Source organism: Vibrio sp. CUB2, from assembly GCF_001557945.1.
GTDB classification, from domain to species: domain Bacteria; phylum Pseudomonadota; class Gammaproteobacteria; order Enterobacterales; family Vibrionaceae; genus Vibrio; species Vibrio owensii.
On the sequence record NZ_LNRB01000022.1, the window covers coordinates 60,084 to 78,487 of the forward strand.

Annotated in this window: 20 protein-coding genes, 1 tRNA gene and 1 rRNA gene; 3 read left to right on the top strand and 19 right to left on the bottom strand. The window is 45.1% G+C overall.

Going from position 1 to position 18,404, the window contains the following annotated elements:
* Positions 1 to 13 precede the first annotated feature (13 nt).
* From ATB78_RS24575 to ATB78_RS24650, 16 genes are all read right to left on the bottom strand, one after another.
* Positions 14 to 568: a hypothetical protein gene (locus ATB78_RS24575; RefSeq protein WP_061010885.1), complete on the bottom strand. Its 555-nt coding sequence runs from the start codon at positions 566 to 568 to the stop codon at positions 14 to 16.
* The gene (locus ATB78_RS24580; protein ID WP_005438283.1) at positions 565 to 885 is read right to left on the bottom strand and encodes a hypothetical protein; all 321 of its coding nucleotides are present in this window, start codon (positions 883 to 885) and stop codon (positions 565 to 567) included. The genes ATB78_RS24575 and ATB78_RS24580 overlap by 4 nt, the downstream gene beginning before the upstream one ends.
* 44 nt (positions 886 to 929) lie before the next feature.
* Positions 930 to 1,760 (bottom strand): DUF4198 domain-containing protein, encoded by an 831-nt coding sequence (locus ATB78_RS24585; RefSeq protein ID WP_061010886.1) that lies wholly within the window; start codon positions 1,758 to 1,760, stop codon positions 930 to 932.
* Positions 1,761 to 1,776: 16 nt separating this feature from the next.
* Entirely contained in the window at positions 1,777 to 2,316 is a 540-nt protein-coding gene (locus ATB78_RS24590) for a DUF2271 domain-containing protein (RefSeq protein WP_061010887.1), read from the bottom strand.
* A gap of 22 nt (positions 2,317 to 2,338) precedes the next feature.
* Positions 2,339 to 2,968 (bottom strand): PepSY-associated TM helix domain-containing protein, encoded by a 630-nt coding sequence (locus tag ATB78_RS24595; protein ID WP_061010888.1) that lies wholly within the window; start codon positions 2,966 to 2,968, stop codon positions 2,339 to 2,341.
* Positions 2,969 to 3,105: 137 nt separating this feature from the next.
* Positions 3,106 to 3,963, bottom strand: coding sequence for a CPBP family intramembrane glutamic endopeptidase (locus ATB78_RS24600; RefSeq protein ID WP_039985319.1), 858 nt, complete (start codon positions 3,961 to 3,963; stop codon positions 3,106 to 3,108).
* A 174-nt stretch (positions 3,964 to 4,137) separates the two neighbouring features.
* The gene (locus tag ATB78_RS24605) at positions 4,138 to 5,310 is read right to left on the bottom strand and encodes a hypothetical protein (RefSeq protein ID WP_061010889.1); all 1,173 of its coding nucleotides are present in this window, start codon (positions 5,308 to 5,310) and stop codon (positions 4,138 to 4,140) included.
* Positions 5,307 to 5,927: an energy transducer TonB gene (locus tag ATB78_RS24610; RefSeq protein WP_005438297.1), complete on the bottom strand. Its 621-nt coding sequence runs from the start codon at positions 5,925 to 5,927 to the stop codon at positions 5,307 to 5,309. The genes ATB78_RS24605 and ATB78_RS24610 overlap by 4 nt, the downstream gene beginning before the upstream one ends.
* Positions 5,927 to 6,331, bottom strand: a complete 405-nt coding sequence (locus tag ATB78_RS24615) for a biopolymer transporter ExbD (protein ID WP_005438299.1) — start codon at positions 6,329 to 6,331, stop codon at positions 5,927 to 5,929. The genes ATB78_RS24610 and ATB78_RS24615 overlap by 1 nt, the downstream gene beginning before the upstream one ends.
* Positions 6,328 to 6,882 carry a MotA/TolQ/ExbB proton channel family protein gene (locus tag ATB78_RS24620; RefSeq protein ID WP_038896582.1) on the bottom strand — a complete coding sequence of 185 codons (555 nt, stop codon included), beginning with the start codon at positions 6,880 to 6,882 and terminating at the stop codon, positions 6,328 to 6,330. Before ATB78_RS24620 ends, ATB78_RS24615 begins: the two co-directional genes overlap by 4 nt.
* Positions 6,882 to 8,249 (bottom strand): MotA/TolQ/ExbB proton channel family protein, encoded by a 1,368-nt coding sequence (locus ATB78_RS24625; protein WP_061010890.1) that lies wholly within the window; start codon positions 8,247 to 8,249, stop codon positions 6,882 to 6,884. Before ATB78_RS24625 ends, ATB78_RS24620 begins: the two co-directional genes overlap by 1 nt.
* The gene (locus tag ATB78_RS24630; RefSeq protein WP_061010891.1) at positions 8,250 to 9,017 is read right to left on the bottom strand and encodes a DUF3450 domain-containing protein; all 768 of its coding nucleotides are present in this window, start codon (positions 9,015 to 9,017) and stop codon (positions 8,250 to 8,252) included.
* A gap of 75 nt (positions 9,018 to 9,092) precedes the next feature.
* The gene (locus ATB78_RS24635) at positions 9,093 to 11,183 is read right to left on the bottom strand and encodes a TonB-dependent siderophore receptor (protein WP_061010895.1); all 2,091 of its coding nucleotides are present in this window, start codon (positions 11,181 to 11,183) and stop codon (positions 9,093 to 9,095) included.
* A 206-nt stretch (positions 11,184 to 11,389) separates the two neighbouring features.
* On the bottom strand, positions 11,390 to 12,763 hold the full coding sequence (locus tag ATB78_RS24640; RefSeq protein WP_045409415.1) for a sensor histidine kinase: 1,374 nt from the start codon (positions 12,761 to 12,763) through the stop codon (positions 11,390 to 11,392).
* The gene (locus tag ATB78_RS24645) at positions 12,763 to 13,428 is read right to left on the bottom strand and encodes a response regulator transcription factor (RefSeq protein WP_005438307.1); all 666 of its coding nucleotides are present in this window, start codon (positions 13,426 to 13,428) and stop codon (positions 12,763 to 12,765) included. Before ATB78_RS24645 ends, ATB78_RS24640 begins: the two co-directional genes overlap by 1 nt.
* 161 nt (positions 13,429 to 13,589) lie before the next feature.
* Positions 13,590 to 14,543 carry a malate dehydrogenase gene (locus tag ATB78_RS24650; protein ID WP_041054316.1) on the bottom strand — a complete coding sequence of 318 codons (954 nt, stop codon included), beginning with the start codon at positions 14,541 to 14,543 and terminating at the stop codon, positions 13,590 to 13,592.
* A 272-nt stretch (positions 14,544 to 14,815) separates the two neighbouring features.
* On the opposite strand from ATB78_RS24650, the gene ATB78_RS24655 reads away from it, so the two are divergent.
* Complete coding sequence (locus ATB78_RS24655; protein ID WP_061010892.1) at positions 14,816 to 15,523, top strand: glycerophosphodiester phosphodiesterase family protein; 708 nt, start codon at positions 14,816 to 14,818, stop codon at positions 15,521 to 15,523.
* Between the two features lie 29 nt (positions 15,524 to 15,552).
* Here the strand turns inward: ATB78_RS24655 and ATB78_RS24660 are convergent, their stop codons facing one another.
* Positions 15,553 to 16,035 (bottom strand): L,D-transpeptidase family protein, encoded by a 483-nt coding sequence (locus ATB78_RS24660; protein WP_061010893.1) that lies wholly within the window; start codon positions 16,033 to 16,035, stop codon positions 15,553 to 15,555.
* Positions 16,036 to 16,211: 176 nt separating this feature from the next.
* Between ATB78_RS24660 and ATB78_RS24665 the strand changes: the two genes are divergently transcribed.
* Both ATB78_RS24665 and ATB78_RS24670 read left to right on the top strand, forming a co-directional pair.
* Positions 16,212 to 17,207: a 2-hydroxyacid dehydrogenase gene (locus tag ATB78_RS24665; protein ID WP_061010894.1), complete on the top strand. Its 996-nt coding sequence runs from the start codon at positions 16,212 to 16,214 to the stop codon at positions 17,205 to 17,207.
* An 84-nt stretch (positions 17,208 to 17,291) separates the two neighbouring features.
* On the top strand, positions 17,292 to 17,648 hold the full coding sequence (locus ATB78_RS24670; protein ID WP_005438317.1) for a YibL family ribosome-associated protein: 357 nt from the start codon (positions 17,292 to 17,294) through the stop codon (positions 17,646 to 17,648).
* 299 nt (positions 17,649 to 17,947) lie between these two features.
* On the opposite strand, the gene ATB78_RS24675 is transcribed toward ATB78_RS24670, so the two are convergent.
* Positions 17,948 to 18,038 (bottom strand) — tRNA-Ser (locus tag ATB78_RS24675).
* A gap of 84 nt (positions 18,039 to 18,122) precedes the next feature.
* Positions 18,123 to 18,239, bottom strand: a 5S ribosomal RNA gene (gene rrf / locus ATB78_RS24680).
* Positions 18,240 to 18,404: the final 165 nt, after the last annotated feature.

Consider the following 18,404-nt stretch of genomic DNA (forward strand, 5'->3'; position numbering starts at 1 on the left):
GTTAAAATTGAGCTTAATGGGCGTGAGCATTTGAAGACATAGCAGGGACAAGAACTATTTGTTGCCAACCTTGCTTCTGGCGTTCGCTTATTTCCGCAAGAGATAACTCAGACGCCTGTGTTGTCGATTGAATAAACCAAATGTCGGCGTGTTCATTACGACTATCGAGCAGCATGGAAGCTGCGCCTTTTTCATCTTGCCTTACCCCGAGGTAAATCCCTGTATCTAACCGTTGCCATTGATGAGAGCCTTTTCGCTGCCAGCTTTGGTCTTGTACAAATGGTGCAACCCAAAATTCTTCCAATTCGCTGACGGCAGGCCACTCGCCAGCATCTAGGTGAAGATCTCGAATCTCTTCATGCGCCAACTTTAGCTCGGCGATCATCGCAAGTTCTTCTTGTTCAAGGTCAGTGATGAGAACTTGATGAGCCAGCACTTCGGTATGTTCTGTTTCGGCTTGATGGTGAGGCAGCAAAATTGTGGAGACCGCAAGAATACCTGCGATGGTTAGAGCAACCCATTTACCCTCTCGACTGCCGTTATCCGGTCTGATCTTCTGGGTAATCATTTCTCTTTTAACTCAACGATATCCACTTCTACTGGGTTTTCATGCCCCGCATCGAAAACCAAATAAAAGTCGGTTTGAGGATGTGTAAACTCAGCAATGGAACGTTTATCTGTCGTCACTTTGGCGATCAAGTTGTCATCGTAATCGTACATTTCAACGTCGTAATCCACGGCGGTAGAACCATCTGAATAACCCGCCTCACAAATCACTTTGTCTTGCTCTAAATGGCAACTCATCAATGGGAAATGCGCGAACGCTTGAGAAGAGATAAAACCAGCAACCAACACTGAGGTTTTAAGAATAGAAACGTTTTTCATAATGCATCCAAATTGGCTCAGCGTGAGGCTGAGCCAAATTTTGATTAGTTAAGTTGAGTTTCAAACGTTAGGTGAACGTTCATGCTTGCTTTGTCTGCAAGTGGATCGTTTTTCAGCTCACCCTTGTAGTTTGCTTTCATTAGGTAGCGGCCTGCTACATCTGGAGTGAAGGTAATTTTTCCATCCTTGTCACTGACCACATCAATTTGCTCTTGATGGTTACGATACAGAGTACCTTCACGCGTAATTTCTGCCGTGACACCTTGCTGAGGCTCGCCGTTAAAGAAGAATTGGAATGTTACTTCTTCACCTTCAATAATGTCTGAAGGGTGCGTAATCGGCTTCATTTCTAACAGCTTACCTTCAATCTCTAATGCCTTGTCTGTTGGCATACCAACCGTTACATAGCTTTCTGCACGTGTGTAGCTAAGTTGGGTAACGACATCGCGTGCTTTTTCAGGAATCACGCTTGCACGGTCTGCTTTGCTCGCTTTCGCCCACTTAACCGTATCGCGACGGCCAGCTTTGTACTGGGTGTAGTAGCTAGGTTGGTTATTGATAGCCACTTTGTGTGTGCCCTCTTCAACAAAGAAGAAGTCGAACATTGAACGACGCTTGCCGCGTACGACAAAATTCGGGCGCTCAGAACGACCATCTGGCATGATCACGAACGCTTGCTCGCTACCTGCTGGCTTATCGAATACAAACGTACCGTGAGACGCTGTCACATCGAACGTTAACCAATCACCGCCTTCTTTTGATACCGTAAAGTGAGAAGGGAGAACCCAACGAGGGTGCGCTTGTGCTGTTGTCGCGGCCGCTAGCCCCATTGCCATTACACTTGCTAATGCCACCGCTTTCATTTTGGTTTTCATTGTTATTCCTTCTCTATCACTTAACTTGGTAGTTGACGGTAATGACGCCCGTCTCTTCCGTTGGTTTTATTTGGTAGCGCACTTCACTGTCCGCTAACTGCATTTTTTGACGTAGGTAATTACGGCCACCGTGTTCACGTACGACTTCTACATGCAGGGTGTAATTACCCTGCTCGAGTCGTTGGCCATCATCATTGGTGCCATCCCAAACAAATCGGTATTGGCCTGCAGGTCGAGTGGCTGACGTTACGGCATCGACCAATTCGCGATCGTAACGTCCCACTTTGCGCCACCAGCTGCGAAGATCTTTTAACCACTCATCTTTACCTACCCAAAGCTGAATGGTTTTGACTGGTTTACGCTTTTCATCTTCTATCCATACTGCGACATAGGGCCTTGCATACATCGAGGTATCAATCTTTGGTAACTCAAACTCAAAGTCGACTTTGGCATTATCTGGAAATGGAGCGGCCATAAGCGGCAAAGGAGATAAAGCCGCGATCAATGCGGCTTTACTAAACGGGTGACGGCGAAAAATACGGCCTATGTTTAACATTGTTTTTTCTCTGAATAGGCTGCTATGGCACAGCAAAAAAATAAATAACGAGCGATAACGCAGTGCCAAAACTCATCCACTGCATTGATGTTCTAAAAGTCTTTTTCTTTGGAAGCAGCAAACACACACCGGTCAGCACAAAAAACACCATTAGCAAGGCTGTTATGTCGATAAACCATTTCCACGTATCGCCACTGTTGCGACCTTTATGTAGGTCGTTTAGCAGCGCAACCATGCCGTAGTTAGTGGTTTCAACTTCAGCTTCACCCGTCGTCATATCGACGAAAACGGTGGCGTTGTAGCCTGGGCCTTTGAAATCTAAAGAGAGTTCACCAATCATCAATTCACCATCCTCAATCTCGGTATACACATCGAGTGCTGATGGTGTGCCTCGTAGGTCTGTTTCTTGTGTTAAGAAACTCAACAGGGCAGAACGATTGGATTGGAAGCTTCCTTCATTCGCAAATAGTTGCTCGGAAGGAACAGTGAGTGTGTGTTGCTGAATGATGGGTTCACTGCGCTCAAACAGTTCTGGGCGGTTCAACGTAATACCAGTTAACGCAAAAAACAGCGTCACCAATAAAAGAGCCATAGAAATATAAATGTGCAGACGGCGTGCCCAAGTTTGGACGCCTTTGCTTTTGAGCAACATAGAAAACAATCATCACCAGTAAATGAGGAAGTAATTTAGGTGATAATCATTCGTATTGGCATTTAATTTACATTGTTTACGTTTGGTCAAAAAGCATTGCTCCCGTCGATCCTGACAGGAGCAAATGGGAGGAGGCGTTATCGAGCTAGAATGGGATAAGTAAAGAAAAGCAAGTGACAGAAATTAAACGCGAAGTGCGCGAGCACAGCGCACCATAAACGGCCAGTAAAATGGAACACCAAACCGTACCCAGCCCCAGCAAGCGCGGCAAATATCATTAATAGTGGACCACCAGAAAAATGAGCCAAGCCAAACAAAAGACTCGCTACTACCAAGCCTACTCGCCAGTCAAAGCGGCGGGACAGCGACTGCTGTATAAATCCACGAAATAGCGCTTCTTCTGCCACACAAGTCAGGACTAAGTTGTTCAAAGCAAATAACCACCACCAAGATGGCAAACTCAATTCAGACTTTAAAGCTCCAAGCACTGACGCAATAGGCAGCAATAAGAGCAAAGGAATCATCACTAGCAATGCCGGTTTGACTCTTAACTTTGACTCACCACCTAGCAAAATCGGATAAGCCAGTAAAAGTGCAAAGAAGGCAAGCGGCTTGTCTAAGTTAAGGTACATAGAGAATGGAGCACTTAACGGCCCCGCAGATACCTTGTCCAGCACTTGCAGATTATTAAACCCCGGGATCAGATGGACAAACAACAAGACACACCAAACCATCACGATTCCCCACCCCAAATAGAAAGTGGGTTTCGTTTTTGGCTTCGCTTTGAGCATTGAAGTGAGGCTTGGAATTCGGTATGACACGCCAAGCACAAACAAAGAGCTGATCAAGGCGATAAGCTCAATACGGCCGAGAATAAAGCCGCCAAACAAGGTGATGCCAAGCAATACGAGTGCGACTCCAGTATGGCGGAGAAAAGCCGCTGCTATAGCCAAAATTAACGGGCACCATAGCCAGATGTCAGAATCGAGAATCATTGTATTATCCTTATAAACAAAAGCTGACGTTCCAGTCTTATCGCTGGATAGCGGTAATATAACGTTATGATATTTAAAAAGAGATCGAACCAGACTCAATATTTACAAACAAAAAGACCCGAGATATAACCCGGGTCTTTCGATCGCTGATGCATGTTCTATTATCACATGGACTTAGCTGTTCTGGCTCGCTTTCACTTTACGCAACTGAGATAGGTATTTCACCCAACTCTCAGCTTGAGTTGAGGGCTCAATCTCATTTGCGCGTTTTGCGTTGGCAAGAGCGTCTTCAATGCGTTTCAGCTTGTAGTAGGCACGAGTCTTAACCAATGCCACATCCGCTTTGCGACCCGAGACTTTATCCAATGCAATCAGAGCATCTTTGTGGTGCCCTTCTTGGACAAGCAACTGAGACAAGTTCCAATAGTATTGGCGATCTAGCTTCGCGGCTACGCGCCAACTCGCTATCGACTTATCCCATTCTTTCGCTATTTGCCAGTACGTAGCTTGCTGCGCTTTAAGCTTGCTGTCTGAGTTAACTTCATTTAACTCACCCAACACTTTTGCTGCACGCTCTGGAATACCGCGCTTACCATACAGCTGAGCAAGAAGTTTGAGGTCATCTTGGTTCAACTCTACGCCTTTCAGCTTCGCAAGAGCCAAAGCATCAAGAGCACGCTTATCATCATCCACACGTAGATACAGAGCAACAAGCTGACGCCACCATTCCACACGCTCAGGCTCGATCGCAATCAAACGTTTGATCGTGCCAATCGCAGGCTGCCACTTTTTCAGCTCTAGCTCTGCAGATAGCTTGATGGACAGTGGTGCCATTTCGTCTGGCTGGCCATATTTCTCATAACGAGCCATTGCAGAGAGAACTTTATTCCACTGACTTAACTGGTAATGAGACTGTGCAATACGCAGCCAAATTTCATACGCCTTTTGGCTCTCTGGAACGGATTTACTCAAGTCGTAATAATGTGGCAAAGCTTTAGAGAACTGTTGTTCATTGAGCAACATATCAGCCAACATTTTGCGCGTTTGCCAAGCTTGCTCATCTTCCAGAAGACCACTGTTTACCGCAATCTCAAGCTGTTTAATTGCAGGCTTAACTTGCTCATTCTGCCAGTAGAAAATACCCAGCATTCGCGCCACAAACGCTTGATCGTAACCACGAGATAAATCGAGGCCTTCAAGAGTTGAAATGGCTTCTTGCAGTTTTTCTTCTTGCGCTAGGTTATGAGCGCGTTGAACACGAGTCGCCGTGTATTGACTCAGTTCATTCGCGACGGTGGTAAAAGCACTTAGGCTTAATACCGCACCGATTAAGAATTGCTTCATCATTTGGCTAACTTGAACTCCACTTTAGCGGTTTGTCCGAACTGCTCAATTGAGACACCATCTTCAACTTTCGGTTGATATTTCCATTTCTTAAGCGCTCGAATCGCTTCTTTTTCGAAGATACGTTTTGGCTTAGCGTCAATCACTTCAATGTCTTTAGGGCGGCCTGTCGCGTCAATGGTAAAGCGCATCACTACGTAACCTTCCATCTTACGTTTCAGTGCTTTACTTGGATAACGAGGATCAACGCGGTACAGTGGCAATGCTTGCTGGTTACCCATCGTGCCTTTTAAATTAGGAGCACTGATCGCAATGCCATCTAGCGCAGTGTTCAAACCCAATGCGCTGATTGGCGTCACTTGGCTCATAGGCTCTACTTGAGTTTCCGCTTGAGACAAATCCATCGGTTCTGGTGCTTTTGGTGGTTCTGGCTGTTCAGGAACAGAACGTTGACGACGTTGAACATCAGCATCATTCTCGACCATCACCATGTCAAAGCGCACTGCCTCTGACGGTTGAGGTGCGCGTTGATTGCCTTTATCGACCATCCACGCCATAAAGCTAAACAAGCTCACCGCAATCAAAATTGACGCTGGTAGCGCGAGTAGTAGCCTGCCCATTAAGGTTTCTCCGCTGCCAACGCGATGTTCTTCACACCAGCACCTTTCGCTGCATCCATCACCTTCACAACCGTTCCGTTGTATGCATGTTCATCCGCTTGAATGACAAGTGATGCCTCTGGTTGCTCAAGTAACAAGTGCTCAATGGTCGCTTCTACACGTTCGATATCCACCAAACGTTTATCGATGTACACATCGTTCGCCGCTGTTACCGCAATAAAAATGCCTGCGTCTTTTTGGCTAACCACGTTCGATGCTTGTGGTCGGTTAACTTCTACACCTGACTCACGTACAAATGAACTGGTCACGATGAAGAAGATCAGCATGATAAACACGATATCCAGCATCGATGTTAAATCGATCTGGGCTTCATCTTGTTGATTATTTCTACGTCCGAGTCTCACTTCTGACTCCTTAAAGATTGTTCTAACTGGAGGGCTTTACGCTCACACACTTTGCTCAAACGCGCATGGACAAACATGCCTGCAAGTGCCGCAACCATACCTGCCATAGTTGGCAGTGTTGCAAGTGAAATGCCTGAAGCCATCAATTTTGGATTGCTACTGCCTTGTGTGGCCATCACATCGAAAACTGTGATCATGCCAGTCACCGTACCGAGCAAACCTAACATCGGGCAAATCGCCACGAGTACTTTAATGGTTGATAGGTTTTGGCGCAGTTCAATGTGTGCTTTTGCAATCCATCCTTCGCGGATTTGATGCGCGTACCAAGAGTGGTGGTCAGGTCTTGCTAGCCACTGCTCACAAAGCTGTTTCTTCACCTTCGGAAACTCCATTGTCAGGTAAAGTACACGCTCCATAACCAGTAGCCAACACACCGCTACAACGGCTGCTAGCCACCATAGGATTTGGCCACCTTGCTGCATAAAGCTCATCAAGGTTGAGGCCCAATCCTCACTGATCAAACCCAATGTGTTGAGTAGGATCTGCTCCATTACGCTGCGTTCTCCGCTGTCGTGTTAGGGTTGTTTTTGCCTTTTGGCATATCGCGCTCGGCTTGTTCCGCTACAAGACCAATACCTTGCTTTTCAAGAATATTGCGAATGTTCTCTGCTTGAGAGCTCAAGACGTTATGAGCAAGAAGCAATGGCATTGCCGCAACGAGGCCAAGAACAGTTGTAACTAGCGCCATAGAGATACCGCCTGCCATGACTTTTGGATCGCCATTACCAAACTGAGTGATCACTTGGAACGTTTCGATCATGCCTGTTACCGTACCTAATAGACCAAGCATCGGTGCTAGAGCAGCAAGCAGTTTCAGCATCGACAACCCCTTCTCAAGGTGAGTCTGCTCGTCAACTACCGCTTCTAGTAAGCGAAGTTCTAATGCTTCAACGCTACGATGTTTGTCTTTTTGGTACACAGCAAGGATACGACCAAGCGGGTTATCTTCTGGTTGAGTTGGGTTCTTTAACTGTTTGGCGATTTTTTGACGAGCAATCATCAATGACACACCACGAACCAACGCGATGATCAAACCAACCGCTAATAATCCAAGAATGATCTGACCAACGACACCACCTGCATTCAGGCGATCCGCCATTGTCGGTGAATTTGCCAATTGCTCAAGCAAGATGCCGCGTGATGGGTCAATCACTAAAGAATCGATTTCACCCGAGTTCAGCGAGCTTGCTGTTGGTCCATTTTCTGGTTGGCGAAGGTAGCTCACTGCATCGCCGCGTTGGCCGTTCCACTTAACGTAACCAGCGTCATCCAACAGCGCCATTGAGCCAAGGCGAACACCGTTGACCGTTTGTTCACGACCTTCACCATCAAGCAGAGTGAATGACACTTTCGCCATTTCACCACTTGCTTTAACTTGTTCTTCCATACTGCGCCACATCGCTTGAAGCTGAGGCAGAGTAGGCAGTGATTTCGCCGCTACGATATCATCGATGTTTTGTTGGAAAGTGTTCGCGTCTACACCGGTGACCGAGTGCTTAAGCTCTGATTCTAGCTCTTTAGCATTCTGACGAACAACACCAAATAGCTCACCCAAGCTACCTGTTTCTAAACGTAGTTTTTCTTCTAGTTGAGCCAGTTCAGCTTCGTTTTCACTAAACGTAACACCAAGCGTGTCAGCTTCTGCTTGTAGCGCCGCACGTTCTGCTACAAGCTTATTTTTCATTGCCTGTAGCTCTTGCTGAGTTTTGTTAAAGCCAGATTCACGAGCCACGTTATGGGATTGCTGTTGGCGATTTTCTTGTTGTGCTTTTTGCAACAGAGTGTCACTTGCAAACGTCGTATGCGGTAAAAGCGCAGCAGTAGAAATCAACGCAACCGATAGCCATTTCTTCATCATTTATTTGCCCTCCGCTACGTTTAGAGACACTGGCAGAGTTAGCATGCTTGGTGCGATCTGTTTATTTGCCATGGCAAACGCTTTATCGAGTTCAGATTTTTGTTCTGAACCAACGGACTGCCATGCGTTCTGTTGTTGTGACCAGCTCCAGAACTGTTCACCAGATAGGCTACGCGCAACTAGCGACACGCGACCCAAGTAAAGAATATCAGCCTCAACTTGATCGTTACCTTCCAATGCAATCTTGCCTTGGTAGATACCAATCTTAGTGCCATAGTCTATTTCGATTTGGTACGCTTCTAGAATACGACGGAACTTCTCAGCATCCGCTACATCTGCTCGAGTCATCATGGCATCAAGCTTCGCAATACGCTCCTCACGTTGCGCTTTGCGGATAGGCTTATCATTCGCGACGATAGCCTTTAGACCATCCAACATGTGATACATAAGCGGTACCACACCTTGACGAGTTTGAGCGATCTGCTCAATTTGCTCATTCAAGCTTGCCACTTCCTCGTTTTGGCTATCAACAAGGTTCGAAAGGTGGTCGCGATAAATCTTCAAGTTGCTGACTTCTTCATTCAACTGTTCAATTTCAGCTTCTAGTGACAAAGACTTCTCAGCACTTGCATCGATACGCTTCTGGCTTACTGCAGACGCTTGGTTAGTTTTACTCTGCACTGCTTGAGCATCGTTAAGATTTTCCGCTTGAACGGGAATCAAAACCGATGTGATCAACAGAGCGATACTTGATTTCATTAGATTCATACGAGTTATATTTTCTGTTTTCCAAAAACGACTAAAGGGGAAGACTACTCTTCCCCTTTAAAAATCAGTTTGTTATCAGTATTTGAACTGAATTGTCGCCATGTAGTTTCGGCCCTCGCCTATCACTACACCGCTAGCTCCTTCTTGTTTACTGTTGGTGCTACCACCACCTGCTAGGTAGTCAGTATCAAACACGTTTTCAACATTGAAACGAGCCACAATATCTAAGTTCTCATCATACTTGTGTGTGTACGCCACGCCCATATCAATACGTGCATACCCATCTTTCTTAAATGTGTTCGCTGCGTCTCCGTAGCGCTCACCTTCATAAATCAGACCTAGGTTAACATCAGTGTTGTTCTGCACTTTGTAACGAGACCAAACACTTGCTGAAAACTCTGGAACGTCCGCTGGACGGTTACCTTTGTAATCCGCACTCTCAGTGATTTCTGCATCTAGGTACATTGCAGAAGCCGTTAGCGAAAGCTCCTCAGTCACAAAACCTTGCGCTAGGATTTCCGCACCGCGGTGTACTTGCTCACCATCTTGAGTCTTCTTGTACATCACATCACCGCCAGCATTAACGCCGTCTTCAACATCTAATGCGATGTTTTCTAGAGTGATATCAAACACAGCACCAGAAAGAAGCAGACGTTCATCGAACAGTTCCCACTTAGTACCCACTTCATAAGAGATACCGCGTTCTGCGTCTAGCTCTTCACCATCGTTGGTGTAATCAGTACTGTTTACCGTGCCTTGAGGCATAAAGCTCTCAGAGTACTGAACGTAAATAGAACCGTTGCTTGCAGGGTGGAAAATCACACCTAGTTTTGGTGATACTTGGCTTTCCGTTAGATCATCACTGCGCTTTTCATCGTAACGAACACCTGCAAGTACCTGCCAGTAATCGTTAATTGTCATCATGTTTTGCGCGTAGATACCCCACGTATCATATTCGCTAGTAGGCCATTTCTTAGAACTCGTTGGCTCTGGCTTCACTACCGTCTCACCTGCTGGAACATACTCGCCGTCATGGAAAGCCATAAAGCGGTCGTAGCTGTAATCCAAGTAGTTTGCACCGACTAAGAAAGTGTTATCTGTACCAAACAGAGAAAAGTCAGTCGTCACATCTACGTAAGCAGTATCAAATACCCAATGGTCAGAACGCTCGTTACCCTTGTGCTTGATCGTACCGTTTTCTTCGTACATATCGAACTTAGGGTAAGACTCTACGTCGAAACGTTTGAAATCTTGACGGTTATAGCCCGCTTTTACGTTAACGCTGTCCGTCACCTGTGCATTAATGTCGATACCGTAGTTTTCTACGTCATTGTCGATCTCTGACCATTGTGCATCCCAGATGTACTTATCACCGCGAACGGCTTTACCATCGACAATGTAAGCACCGGAATCAACGCTACCGTCATCTTTCGTACGGTCATAGTGCGCTGACACCATGATGTTTTCAGTGATATCGTATTCCACCACCAAACCACCTACTACGCGGTCAGTTTGTGGTTCCGTACCATCACCGTATTTACGCCATGAGCCGTAGCTTTCTTTTGCAAGAATGGCACGAGCACGCAACGTTTGTTCTTCATTCAACGAACCACTGACATCAAGTACAGTTCGTGAATGGTCATCTGAACCGATATCTTGGCTCAGACTCGCGTGAGTTTCTGTTGTTGGCTTCTTCGAAACCATGTTCACCAGACCACCTGGTTCTGACTTACCGTAAAGTAGACCTGATGGACCTTTAAGAACTTCAACACGCTCTAAAAGCTCAATTGGTTGACGGTAGTGTGACCAATGCTGACGACCATCACGTAGGAAGCCGTCTGAGCTACTCAGTTCAAAACCACGTAGCGAGAAACGCTCACGGTTACGGCTTGTACCGCCCGCACTAACACTCGCGTCATTTTGTAGAACTTCACCTAACGTGCTTGCACGCTGCTCATCGATTACTGCTTCATCAATCACAGCAACTTGTCCTGGAGTTTCCAGTTGCGTCATTTCCATGCGCATTGCTGTTGTATTCGTATCCGCTTTGTAACCGAATTCACGACCTTCTACGACTAGGTGCTCATCCGTATTTTGAACTTCTGCCACTGCAGGTGCTGCTAACACCGCACCGATCACTAATGCCAATTGGCTCTTAGAAAACATACCCATTCACTCCGATTATTGGGTAGCACATAACTGCTATGTGGTTCCCTCTTAGTTATTTCGCGAGTGAATATAAGTGATAACTATTACTATTTGCATTAAATTTACATTCTTTGCATTCGTAAAGTTTTGTAAAGCGGTAAAGGGTCATACTCGCCGACAATCGAGATCTAGATCACACTAAATCAGCACTTTTGACATGGATTTTACTGTCTAAAAAGTAATGTTACTGCAAGCCCGCCCTCTGAACGATTGCTTGCAACGGCTTTCCCACCCATCATTCGCATGGATTCTTTTACAATGGCCAACCCCAGACCGTAACCACCCAACTTTTTGTCTCGAGAAGCATCCAATCGTGTGAACGGATCAAAAATATCAGTCAGTTTATCTTGTGGAATGCCAGGACCATTGTCGGCTATCGTCACGGCTAAGTAGCTGTGCTTGTCCGTTGTTTTGTTCGCCAGAGAAACATCAATCTGAGCTGACTGACCGGCATACTTAATGGCATTGCCAATCAAATTGTTCAAACAACGCACCACTAACGTATCGTCACATTGCGCTTTTGTTCTTGTCGCCTCAGAAACAAACGTAAGGTTTTGCTGTATCTGCAAATCGATTTTGCAGCGCTCGACTTGCGGCGCCAGTAGCACTTCTAAATCGCTGCGTTTTAATTCCGTATCGTAGCGAGCATTCTCTAAACGGCTGAATTCCAAGATTTCACCAATAAGATGGTTCAGCTCATTGGCCTCTTCTTCCATACGCGTCACTAGGGTTTGTTCATTTTCCCCTACTCGCTTACGCAATAGGTGTAACACTAAGTTTTGGCGCGCTAATGGTGTACGTAACTCATGGGAAACATCACGAATCAAGCGACGCTGCTTTTCAGCAAGAGAATGAATCTCTTTTGTCATGTGGTCAAAGTCTTGCGCCAGCTCGTTGAATTCGCGGGTGTTCGACTTAAGCTCATCCACCACACTGACGTTAAAGTCACCATTCGATAGCTTTTTACTGGCTTCTCTTAAGCGGTCCAATGGTTGTTGTAAATTCCGTGCCATTAACAAAGAAAACAACGCCAAGATGACCGCCGCAATGACAACCTTTAATACAGAAAAATAAAGGATGAAATCATGAGCGGGGTGCAAACGATGAGGCAACTGAATCACTAGGCTGTTGTTTCCGACAAGAGGAATATTGAATATCGGACGACTTACTCGGCCTTCCAGTTGTTCGTCCAAACGTCGCTTAAATTTCAACTTGAATTCAAAGTGCGGGTGCATCAAACGGTGGGTAAGAGGGCGCTGATTTTCGTCGAGTACAAACAAGTAAAAGTGTTGTGCATTCGCCCAATCGGCCAGCTCGTCCATGTCACCTTCTTCGATCAACACGTTAGCTTGATGTGCTAGGTCCAACATTTCAGTCTTTACACTAGCAGGCACCTTTAACATGGCTTTGACTAAGGCTTGTTCAGCAACCGCTTGAACGGCCAAGATGCTAATGACGATAGCCGTCATGTAACTGAAAAGCTGAAATGCGAGGCTGTCTCTTCGTTTCACAAAGTAGGATGGACACACAAATCTCATTAGCCAGTCACAGCCTCTAAGTAGCTATAACCCTTACCACGAAACGTTTTGATGTGCTGTTTGGATAAACCCGCTTCTACCAATTTACGTCGAATATTACTGATGTGCATATCCAGATTTCGATCAAACGGACTCAGTTCCTTTTTGAGGACTTTTGTTTGTAATTCCGCTTTAGAGATCACGACACCTTGGTTTTTTACGAGGTAACTCAACAGCTCTGCTTCCGTTCCAGTTAAAGGTAGACTGTCTAACTGATCACTAATGCTCTGTACCGTAGAACACATAGCCTGTCTCTGGCGCTCCAGACCCACTCGGCGAAGAATGGCTTTGATTCTCATCAGGAGTTCCGAGACGTTAAATGGCTTACCAATGTACTGATCCGCACCAGCTTGATAACCATCTAACATCGAGTTCTCATCATTTAAGGCTGTAAGCATCAAAATGGGGGTAGCAAAGCGTTGGCAAATGCGACGAGCGACTTGCATACCATTTAGATTTGGTAGCATCACATCGAGAAGTACGAGGTCAACGGGTGTTTTTTCCATATACTGCAATGCGCTCTCTCCGCAATGAACAGAAGAGACGATATAGCCTTCTTCTTGCAATACGGTTTCCAACAATTCACACAAAGGAACGTCGTCATCTACGATCAAAACTCGAGACATTGCACACCACCACTTAAATAAAAATGGTTCGCATTCTATTACTCATTTGCAGATTAAACAACCATAGTTTTTAAGGTTTTTGCCCAAAAAACAAGCGTAAAAAAAGCCCACTTTTCAGCAGGCTCTCTCTTGCGATATTCAGTATATTCTACTCTTTTAAATCAGCACTTTAATCCGGTTACTTTTGCAACATCTTCGACTATTCCCCTCAGGTTGCTGCTGATGGACTGAAGCGTTTCTAGTTCTTCTTCAGAAAATGGATGAGTAAGCACTGACTCCGCGCCTTTTTTGCCAACGATTGTAGGTAAACTGATCACGACGCCTTCAACGCCATATTGCCCCGACATCATGGTACCGACAGGGAGAACTGAGCGCTCATTAATTTTGATAGCCTGAATGATGCGGAATACACTTGCTGCGATACCATGAACCGTATTTTGCTTACGACGAAAAATCTCATATCCTGCCTGTTTTACCGCTTCGAGCAGTTCGTCGGCATCAATACGCTCTATATTATTGGCATCACAGTAGAAATCTGCTGGTTGGCCCGCGATGGAAATCAAACTCTTAGGCGTAAAACAGTTACTGCCGTGCTCTCCAAGAACATAACCAAAGATGTTCTTAGGATCTAAATCGACACGATTTGCCACAATACTCATCAAGCGAGCAGTATCAATCACACAACCACTACTGATCACTTTGTTGTTCTCAAAGCCAGTATTGGTAGCGATAAAGTGGGCGACAATGTCGCACGGGTTAGAGACAACGATAAGCGTAGCATTTGGGGCAACTCGCTCAACTTTACGAGCGATTTCAACACCAATTTTGGCATTGATTTCAGCAATATCGATACGAGTCTGGCCTTGCTTGATCTGCGCGCCAGCAGTAATGACGACAATATCCGCGCCTAAAAGATCAAGGTAATCGTCAGTAGGAATGATATGAGTGTTCTTTGAGAAGGTCAGTGCTGCGGTATGTCGAAAATCGAATACCTCACCTTCGGCACGTTCTAAGTTTTGGTCTAGTAGAACCAACTCACTCACGCTTCCCATAGTCAGCAGGTAATTACATACCCCAACACCGACGGCTCCAGCGCCAATGACACCGATTTTCATACTTCTCTCCCTGATAATAAAACGAAGCTCTCACTTTGTGTCCACCTTAAAAGTAGGGGGCATGAGAGCACAAAAATCCTATTGCGTAATTTGACTCAGAACACCGACCCAAACCAGTATTTCTCTGCTTGATGACGTTTGAATGATGAAAAATTCGTCTTTATATATGCATCAATAGGCGCTGTTATAGATTCCCTCGTACATTTGCACTCTATTCTCAGAAAGAAAAAAGAGTACAATTCTGTGCAGTTTCTTATTGAGAATAGACGTATATGACAACGCTATTGATTGGCCACCGAGGTGTGGCAGGTAAGTTCCCCGAAAATACAAAAGTCAGCGTTCAAGCTGCGATTGATTTAGGGTTAAATTGGGTTGAAGTCGACGTACAGCCGACCAAAGACAATGTACTGGTAGTTTGCCATGATCATACCGTGAACCGCTGTAGCAACGGTAAAGGTCGAGTTGACCAAATGACATTATCTGAGCTCAAAGCGTTAGATTTTGGTCGTTGGTTCAGCGATGAATTCGCCAATGAATCCATCATGACATTATCTGAACTCCTAGAGCTTGCTGCAGAAAATGACCTATACCTTAACATCGAGGTTAAAGTAGATCATCACTCTGCCAATGACGTTGCTCAAATGGTGGCTCAAACTCTTCTAGACGGTCCTTTACCTAAAGAACGCATTCTTTTATCAAGCTTTAGTCATGACGTCATTAGAGCACTACACAAGCATTGTGAGGGTTATCGACTAGGTGTGCTGAGTGAATTCTTTACTCGAAAAGACCGATTGTTGCTCGAAGAAGTAGATGCCTACAGCTGTAACCTCAATATTAACTGGGTTCGCTCACGCCAAATCAATAAGCTACAACAAGCAGGCTATAAGGTGATGTGTTACACAGTGAACAATCCCAACAAACTAAAACATCTGCCAATCTTGGATGGCATCTTTAGTGACCATCCAAGTCGTTTTATGTAATAGCTGAGATGTCGATATTGGGAGCTCCATTACCATTCAATAGTAATTGGGGTTCCCATTTTGACTAGCCTGATAAATTCGTCCATTTCTTCGTTAGTAATGGCAATGCAACCGTTAGTCCAATCGAAGCTTTGAATAAATTGAGGTGATTGCGTCTCACCATTTTTAAGACCGTGAATTTTGATCTCGCCTCCAGGTGACACACCTCTTCGATGCGCTTCCAAACGGTCAATCGCGTCAGGGTAACTGATATGCACAGAGCGATAGAAAGCAGAATCGTTGATCACGTAATCTAACGTGTAATCACCTTCTGGAGTTCTATTGTCACCCTCTTCTTGCTTGTGCCCTTTTGGATTAGCACCTAATGCGATGCGATACTCTTTAACGACCTCGCCATTCTCCATCAGGTACATCCTACGCTTCGACTTATCAACTTTTACCAAGTCGACCGCTGCGTGAGCACCAGACACAAACGTACAACACAAGATCAAAGACAACCATTTTACTGACATCGCCAGAACGCCTAACTCATCCACTTAAGGGGAACACAAAAAAGAGCAACCATGCTAGTCAGATGGTCACACTAAAGCAAACTTAATGTGTGCAAATTTAACTACTCATTACACTAAAATTGGCTTACTTTATAAGGAGATTACTTTACAAATTCAGCACAAATAGAGAGGGTATTATGCTCAACATTGCTTTTTTCAGTGCAAAATCCTATGACGAAGCCTCTTTCAACAAAATCAAAAACAACCGAGACTTCGAATTTCACTATCATGATTTTAGATTAACGTCTAAAACTGCAAAAATGGCACAGGGTTGCGAGGTTGTCTGCGCCTTTGTAAACGATGACTTGTCTGCTCCAGTTCTAAAACAACTTTCCATTGGCGGCACAAAACTGATAGCGATGCGTTGTGCAGGTTTCGACAAGGTCGATTTGGAAGCGGCGAAAGAGCTTGGTTTACAAGTTGTCCGCGTTCCTGCCTATTCACCAGAAGCCGTAGCGGAGCACACTGTCGGTATGATGATGTGTCTGAATCGACGCTTGCATAAAGCTTATCAGCGTACCCGTGACGCAAACTTCAACCTAGAAGGTCTAGTCGGCTTTAACTTTTATGGCAAGACTGTTGGTGTCGTAGGGACAGGTAAGATAGGTATTGCCACCATGCGCATCTTTAAAGGGCTGGGGATGGAAGTTCTTTGTTACGACCCATATGAAAACCCTCTTGCGTTGGATATGGGCACGCGTTACTGCTCTCTTGAAGAGATCTATGCTAACGCAGATGTCATCTCGCTACATTGTCCAATGAGTGAAGAAAACTACCACCTGTTGAATGAGAATGCATTCTCGCAAATGAAAGACGGTGTAATGATCATCAACACTAGTCGTGGCGAACTGCTTGATTCTGTTGCAGCGATTGAGGCGCTAAAACAAGGCAAAATCGGAGCTTTGGGCTTGGATGTGTACGACAATGAAAAAGACCTGTTCTCCCAAGACAAATCCAATGATGTGATTGTCGATGACGTGTTCCGTCGCTTGTCTGCATGTCACAACGTACTATTCACTGGACACCAAGCGTTCTTGACTCATGAAGCCCTCAACAACATCGCGTCTGTGACCCTAAGTAACGTAGAAGCCTTCTTTACAAGCACTCCTTCAGGTAATGAGCTGATCAACTAAATCGGCAGATCGAGCAGTATAGTAGAGCGTAGAATTTCAGCTATGCTATACTCCTCGACCATTAAAAATTTGAGCCCAATTACCATGAGCATAAAAACTGATATTCAAAAGCTGCACAACCGTTTAGATAATTGCCAACGCAAATTGGATGCGGCGCGATCTCGTGGTGATCACGAAATGATTACTAAGTTCACGAATGAAGTTGATGACTTAACGAAGAAGCTAAATCAACTTAAGCACAAGCAAACATACGAGCTAAACAAAGAGCGTAAGAGCCTGCTTGATATGCCATTCTCTCGTGAAATCACTAAGGCAGAACAAGCAGATATCGGCAAGCTTAAGAAGCGTGTACGCGGCTTAGTTATCGTTCACCCATTAACAAAAGTGGGTAAAGAATTACGCCTAGACGTAATGACAGGTTTTGCTCCAAAAGAGTTCTAATAACTCTATTAAGCAACGGATATTGAAAAGCCCAAGCAGTTAGCTTGGGCTTTTTTGTATCTTAAATTCAGTGAGTTGAGTTTTGGTTGAATTCTATTTAAATGGTGAGTGACAGTGCAACCTGCTCAGTTTTCAAACTAATAAAAGATATAACCTTAGACCACTTTCTATGTAGTGACCTAGTTCGGAAGTGCCTAGCCTAGGATTGTGACTAACTGGAACTTAATGCAAATCCCGTCTAATTAACAAACGTCAGAAATGAAAAAAGCCTCGCTATTTCTAGCGAGGCTTCTTAATAGTGGCGGAGAGATAGGGATTTGAACCCTAGATACGCTATTAACGTATGCCGGGTTTCAAGACCGGTGCTTTCAACCACTCAGCCATCTCTCCACAAATTGTTACTAAAATTTAGTCTTACTTAAATAATGCTAAATCTCAGTTTTGCCTTTAGATTTATCTAAAAGCGATATTAAAGCCTGGCGATGTCCTACTCTCACATGGGGAAGCCCCACACTACCATCGGCGCTAATTCGTTTCACTTCTGAGTTCGGAATGGAAGTCAGGTGGGTCCAAATCGCTATGGTCGCCAAGCAAATTCTTTAATTCGGAAAGCTGTTTTAAGTTCTATTTACACATTCAATGTTCTTGCATTGAGTCCATCAAAACCCCTTGGGTGTTGTATGGTTAAGCCTCACGGGCAATTAGTACAGGTTAGCTCAACGCCTCACAACGCTTACACACCCTGCCTATCAACGT